General features: G+C 70.5%; 7 protein-coding genes. 4 read left to right on the top strand and 3 right to left on the bottom strand.

Features of this window, described 5'->3' with window-relative positions; genetic code table 11:
• Complete coding sequence (locus VGW35_21810; GenBank protein HEV8310310.1) at positions 1-1074, bottom strand: phosphotransferase family protein; 1074 nt, start codon at positions 1072-1074, stop codon at positions 1-3.
• Positions 1075-1083: 9 nt separating this feature from the next.
• Positions 1084-2268 carry an acyl-CoA dehydrogenase family protein gene (locus VGW35_21805; protein ID HEV8310309.1) on the bottom strand — a complete coding sequence of 395 codons (1185 nt, stop codon included), beginning with the start codon at positions 2266-2268 and terminating at the stop codon, positions 1084-1086.
• A gap of 170 nt (positions 2269-2438) precedes the next feature.
• Between VGW35_21805 and VGW35_21800 the strand changes: the two genes are divergently transcribed.
• A complete protein-coding gene (locus VGW35_21800) occupies positions 2439-3965 on the top strand; it encodes a mechanosensitive ion channel family protein (protein ID HEV8310308.1) in 1527 nt (508 codons plus the stop codon).
• Positions 3966-3985: 20 nt separating this feature from the next.
• The gene (locus VGW35_21795) at positions 3986-4303 is read left to right on the top strand and encodes an EthD family reductase (protein ID HEV8310307.1); all 318 of its coding nucleotides are present in this window, start codon (positions 3986-3988) and stop codon (positions 4301-4303) included.
• 52 nt (positions 4304-4355) lie between these two features.
• Here VGW35_21795 and VGW35_21790 read toward each other — a convergent pair whose 3' ends face one another.
• Entirely contained in the window at positions 4356-4967 is a 612-nt protein-coding gene (locus VGW35_21790) for a peptidylprolyl isomerase (protein HEV8310306.1), read from the bottom strand.
• Positions 4968-5244: 277 nt separating this feature from the next.
• On the opposite strand from VGW35_21790, the gene VGW35_21785 reads away from it, so the two are divergent.
• Positions 5245-5730, top strand: coding sequence for a hypothetical protein (locus VGW35_21785; GenBank protein ID HEV8310305.1), 486 nt, complete (start codon positions 5245-5247; stop codon positions 5728-5730).
• 96 nt (positions 5731-5826) lie between these two features.
• Positions 5827-6188: CBS domain-containing protein (locus VGW35_21780; protein HEV8310304.1), on the top strand; the 362-nt coding region annotated here is incomplete at its 3' end.

Genomic DNA, 6188 nt, shown 5'->3' with positions numbered 1-6188 from the left:
CTAGAGGCCGGAGCGCTCGGCCACGTCGAGGGCCGCCTGGGCCAGGCCGACGACGCGGTCCTCGAAGGTGGCGAACCGGACGTCCTTGGTCTGACCCCGGTGGTAGCGGACGTAGATCTGCTGGACGACCACCGCCACCTTGTAAAGCGCGAAGGCCTCGTAGAACGCGATCCGCGAGACGTCCCGGCCGGTGCGCGCCGCATAGCGCGCGAGCACCTCGGTCCGGCTCAGGAACCCCGGCTCGGCCGTGACCTGGCTCACCGACTGTCGCCGGGCCGGCGGGTCCGCCGCGTCCCCCCAGTAGCAGAGCAGGAGGCCGAGGTCGACCAGCGGGTCTCCCACGGTGGCCATTTCCCAGTCGAGGACCGCGACCACCCGGCCGGGGTCGGTTCGGTCCAGCATGAGGTTGTCGAACTTGAAGTCGTTGTGGAGGAGCGTCGGGGCCGGGGCCGGCGGGATCCGCTCGCCGAGCCAGCGCGCCAGGTCGCGGATGGCGGCAATCTCGCGCGTCTTGGCGCGCTCGTAGCGCTCGGCCCATCCACGCACCTGGCGCTCGACGAAGCCGGCCGGCCGTCCCAGCCCGGCCAGGCCGACCGCCTCCCAGTCGATGGCGTGGAGCGCGACCAGGGTGTCAACGACCGCCTCACTCGCGCGACGGCGGCGCGCCGGGTCGGCGCCGATCTCGGGCGGAATCGTCGCCCGTACGACGAGCCCGTGGCGCCGCTCCATGACGTAGAAGGGGGCGCCGATGACGCCCGGATCCGCGCACAGGAGGTACGGCCGCGGCGCGGGCGGGAAGACCGGCCAGAGGGCCGACAGCACCCGGTACTCCCGCGTCATGTCGTGGGCGGTCGGCGCCACCGGGCCCAACGGCGGGCGGCGGAGCACGTACTCCTGCTCGCCGAAGCGCAGGAGGTAGGTCAGGTTCGAGTGGCCGCCCGGGAACTGGCGGAGGCACAGGGGGGCCTCGCTTCCGGCGAGCCGGCCCCGGAGGTACGGCGCCAGCGCCTCGCGGTCCAGCTCCTCGTCGGCCCGGACGGGGGCGGTGTCTTCTTCGGAGGGAGGCTCCGCCACCGGCGGGGGCTACTCCTGGAATTCTCGCAGGATGCGCCGAGCCACCACCATCCGGTGCACCTCGTCCGGACCATCGTAGATGCGCGCGGCCCGGGCCTCCCGGTAGAACCCCTCGAGCGGCAGGTCGCCTGTGATCCCCGCCGCGCCGTGCGCCTGGATGGCCCGGTCGATGACGTCGATCAGCACCTTGGCCCCGAAGAACTTGATCAGGGAGATGTCGACGCGAGCGTCGAGCTTCTGGTCCATCTTCCACGCCGCGTGGAGCGTCATGAGGCGCGCCGCCTGGATCTCCGCCGCCGAATCGGCGATCCAGTTCTGGACGGTCTGCTTCTCGGCCAGTTTCGAGCCGAACGCCTCGCGCCGCGTGACGTGCCGGCACATCAGCTCGAAGCTGCGCTGGGCCACGCCGAGCCAGCGCATGCAGTGCTGGATGCGGCCCGGCCCCAGGCGGGCCTGGGCGATCTTGAAGCCCTGTCCGCGGGGGCCGAGCAGGTTCCGGGCCGGCACGCGGCAGTTCTCGTAGCGGATCTCGCAGTGCCCGCCGCGGGCCCGGGTGTGCCCCATCACCGGGATCGGGCGCACGATCCGGAACCCGGGCGTGTCGGTCGGGACGATGATCATGCTGAAGCGGCTGTGGGGCTGGGCCTGGGGCTCCGTCTTGGCCATGACGATGGCGAAGGCCGAGCCGATGGCCCCGCTCGTAAACCACTTGTGGCCGTTGATCACCCATTCGTCCCCCTCCAGAACGGCGGTCGTCCGGAGGCCGGTGGGGTCCGCGCCGGAAACCTCCGGCTCGGTCATCGAGAAGCACGAGCGGACCTCGCCGGCGACATTGGGGACGAGGTAGCGGCGCTTCTGCTCCTCGGTCCCGTAGAGGTGGAGGATCTCGCAGTTGCCGGCGTCGGGGGCCTGGCAGCCGAGGATGACCGGCCCGATCGGGCTCCGTCCGATGATCTCGTTGAGGAGGGCCAGGCCGACAGCACCGATGCCCATGCCCCCGACCTCCTCGGGCATGTGGGGGGCCCAGAGCCCCCGCTCCTTCGCCTTGGCCTGGAGCCCCCGGAGGCGATCCCGCGGCAGCCCTTCGCCCTCGTCCGTCGTCTCGCGCTCGGCCGGGTAGACGTGCTCTTCCATGAAGTCGGTCACGGCCTTGCGCATCTCGGCAAGCTCGGGGGGGATGCTGAAGTCGATCATGGCGGAGTCCTCCTGTCGGGGAGCCGGGGAGCGTTGGCGGTCCCCAGTATAGCCCAGGTAATCGGCGCCTGGACCCGTTCCTTGGCACGCCGCGCGCTTTTGCAGTAAGATCGGTCAGTCGTGGCCCGCGCGACCCGGCCGTTTCCGCGGGACCCCGGACCGGAGGTGACGTGGACCCACGGCTGATCGACCTGGCCGGTGCGGCCGCCATCGCGGTGGCCGTGTTCATGGTGGCCGCCCTGATCGTTCGGGCGCTGTGCCGCCGGCCGCTGCTCCGCCGTCTGTCCCTGGCACTCACGCTCACGGCGTTCGCGGGCAGCCTGGCCCTGTTCCGCTACCTCGGGCCGGGCCCCGGCGACGGGCTCAAGCCGTATCTCTACGTTCTGACCCTGTTCGCGCTCGCCTACCTCGCGTTCAAGATCGTCGAAGTCTTCATGCTCGACGTGGTGGCGGTGCGCCAGGGTCGCGTGGCACCGCCCGCCATCCTGCGCGAGATCTGCTCCGCCATTTTCGCGGTCGTGGCGCTGGTCGTCCTCCTCCGGATGGGCCTCGGGGTCGACGTCACCGCCCTGGTGGCCACCTCGGCCGCGCTCACCATCGTGCTCGGGCTCGCCCTCCAGGAGACCCTGGCCAACCTGTTCGCCGGCCTGGCGCTGATGATCGATCGCCCCTTCGAGTCCGGCGACTGGATCCGAATCGGTGACCGCGTGGGCCGCATCCAGGAGGTGAGCTGGCGCGCGGTCAAGGTCCAGATCCAGAAGCAGGAAGACTACCTCATCATTCCGAACAGCGTGGTCGCCAAGGCCGAGATCGTGAACATGAGCCGGCCGAGTCCCATCCACGGGCACTCGATCGAGGTGGGCGTCGCCTATGCCGAGCCGCCGAACCGGGTGACCGGGGTGCTCGAGCACGCCGCCCTCGAGGCCGAGGGCGTCCTGCCGATGCCGCCGCCCTTCGCGCTGGTGAGCCGCTTCGACAACTTCTCGATCGTCTATCGCCTGACCTACTACATCCGCGACTTCGCCAACTGGAACGAGATCCAGGGCGCGGTACTGGCCCACGTCTGGTACGCCTTCCGCCGGCGGGGCATCCAGATTCCGTTTCCCACGTCGAATGTGTACTGGCGTGATGCCGCGATGGTCGACGCCGCCCGGCACCACGAGGAGTTCGAGCGGGTCGCCGGGCTCCTGCGCAGCGTCGACTTCCTGGCGGCCCTCACGCAGGAGGAGGTGGAGCGGCTGGCGACCGAGGTCCGGATCGAGCCCTACCCGGCGGGAATGGTCGTGGTCCGGCAGGGCGAGCCCGGGGACAGTCTCTTCGTGGTTGCGTCGGGCCGGGTTCAGGTCTCCCTGCACTCCCCGAACGGCGGCCCGGAGCGGACGCTGGCCGTGATCGAAGCGGGCGATTACTTCGGCGAGCTGTCGCTCCTCACCGGCGCGCCGCGCTCGGCGACGATCCGCACGCTCGAGGACACCGATCTCCTGGTTCTCAGCCGCGATGCGCTCCGGCCGGTTCTCCTCAACGATCCGGCCGCCGCAGGTCGACTCTGCCGGACGCTCGAGAAGCGAAAGGCCGAGCACGTGGACGCCATTCTCCATGACCCGGCGACGGACGCCATCGAGCCGAGCCCGGTTCCGTCGGGCTCTCTGCTCGGCCGCATCCGTCGGTTCTTCGACTTGATCGGTGGGGAGCGCTGACCCGAGGGGAGGACGACGGCATGGTGAAGCTCTCGGTGATCTACCAGGGGCGACCGGAGGAGCCGGCGGCCTTCGACGAACACTACTGGTCCACGCACCTGCCGACGGTCGCCCGCTGGCCGCGCATCCGTCGCATCGTGGTGTCGATGGGCGAGCCCGGGGACGAGATCTACCAGATCTGCGATCTCTACTTCGATACGATGGATGACCTGCAAGCCGCCCTGAGCTCGCCCGAGCGGAAGGTCTCGCTGGAGGACAGCAAGCGCTTTCCGGCCTTCGACGGGCACGTGAAGCGCCAGGTGTTCGAGGTCCGGGAGTTCGGGGCGGGGAGCCGCTGACCGCCAAGCCGCTCGGCGCACCGCCGCCACCCGCGGGATGCGGCGGAGTCCGTCACTCCGCCGGCCCGTCCGGCGCCGGCGGCTCGACGAGGATGATCTTGACGTCGAACACGAGGGTCTGTCCGGCCAGGGGGTGATTGAGGTCCAGGAGGATCGTCTCCTCCTTGATCTCGCGGACCCGCACTGAGATCTCGCGCCCGCTCGGGGTGTGGCCGAGGAGCCGCGCCCCGACCGCGCGGGCCTCCGGGGGCACCCGATCCGTGGGGACCTCGGTGACCGCCGCCGGATCCAGCGGACCATAGGCCTCCTCGGGCGCCACCGTCACCTCCTTCTCCTCTCCCACCCTCATTCCCGTGAGCGCCCGCTCCAGTCCGGCGATGATCTCCCCCTTACCGTGCGTGTAGACGAGGGGAGCCCGGCCCTGCGTCGAGTCCAGAATCTCGCCGCTCGCGCTGCGGAGGGTGAACTCGAGGTGGACCACGGCGCCCGGCTGTACCTCCTGGGCGTCGGCGATGGGCTCGAGCTCGGCGGCGTCTCCCTCGTCGGTGGCCGGCGGCTCTGGCCCCGGCGTCTCCGGGAGCTCGGCCGCCGATCGAACCGGGGCGAGCGTCGCGACGGCGCCCAGCAGAGCCAGGCACACGAGGAGCAGCCGAGGGCTCGGCACGCGGTCATGCTACACCTCGGCCGGATCGCCCCGAACGAATTGGATGGATGCGGTGCCGGTCTGTGTCGACCTGTCGGACGAGGCGTTGGGGTTCGGACGGACCGCCCCGAGGGATGCTAGGGGCCAAGCCCCGAAGTAACCGACATGAAATCAACCCCAGCGGGGCGACCGATGCCTGGCAGCGGGGTTGCTTCGGTTTAGGCGCCGAGAGGGAGTGGTTTCGTCAGCAACCAGACGGGGGCCCGAGCCCGAACCAACAAGGAAGGAGGTTGGGGTGATGCGATTCCTGACGGTCTTGGCCTCGGTGACGGCGATCGTCGCCCTGGTCGTCGCCCCGGTGATGGCCCAGACGACCCAGCCGGCACCGTCGCCGTATCCGGCGCGTCCCGCGCCCGCCGCGCCCGGCGCGCAGCCTGCGGAGCCGAAAACGAAGGAAGTCGAGGGGACGGTGAAGAAGGTCGACGCGGCGGCGAAGACCCTCCACGTGTCCGCGGGACTGCTCGGCCTGTTCGGGGCAGCCCTGGAGGTGACCGGCGACACGAAGATCCAGGTGGAAGGCAAGAGTGGCTCGTTCGCGGACATCCATGAGGGCGCCAAGGTGAAGGCGTCCTACGAGACCCACGACGGCAAGAACATCGCGAAGTCGATCGAAGTGATGGCTGCCGAGCAGAAGGCCGACTCACCGGCGCGGCCCGCTCCGCCGGCTATCGCACCGGGTGGGGGTGCCCCAGTGCCGTCATCGGAGCAGCCCAAGACCCAGTAGCCAGCCTGGCCCAGCCCGAAGACGCGTGGGCGCGGGCCTGGCCGGTCGCGCCTGCGCGCCACGCCTCCCGGGGGCGTGACACACGGAGGAGCGCGTATGAAGGTGCAAGACATCATGACCCCGAACCCTGCGTGCTGCACACCGGGCGACTCGGTGCAGCGGGCCGCCCTGCTGATGAGGAACCTCGATGTCGGCGCCGTCCCGATCATCGACAGTGAGGAGAGCCGGCGGCCGGTCGGCATCGTCACCGACCGCGATCTCTGTTGCCGCGTGATGGCCACGGGTAGCGACCTGGCGACCGCGACCCTGCACGATCACATGAGCCCCGAGCCCATCTGTTGCCGGCCCGAGGACGACGTGACCCAGGTCAGCGCGCTCATGCAGGAGCGCCAGATCCGGCGCGTGCCCGTCGTCGACGATGCCGGGGCGTGCTGCGGCATCGTGGCGATGGCCGACCT

Source organism: Candidatus Methylomirabilota bacterium, assembly GCA_036005065.1.
Lineage (GTDB): Bacteria > Methylomirabilota > Methylomirabilia > Rokubacteriales > DASRDR01 > DASYQW01.
Note: the sequence above shows the minus strand (reverse complement) of the source record. Positions and strands in the feature narration are given on the sequence as shown.

Excerpts from the sequence above, each read along its gene's own strand:
- VGW35_21805 (HEV8310309.1), bottom strand. The coding sequence starts at position 2,268 with ATGATCGACTTCAGCATCCCCCCCGAGCTTGCCGAGATGCGCAAGGCC.
- VGW35_21795 (HEV8310307.1), top strand. The coding sequence starts at position 3,986 with ATGGTGAAGCTCTCGGTGATCTACCAGGGGCGACCGGAGGAGCCGGCG.
- VGW35_21785 (HEV8310305.1), top strand. The coding sequence starts at position 5,245 with ATGCGATTCCTGACGGTCTTGGCCTCGGTGACGGCGATCGTCGCCCTG.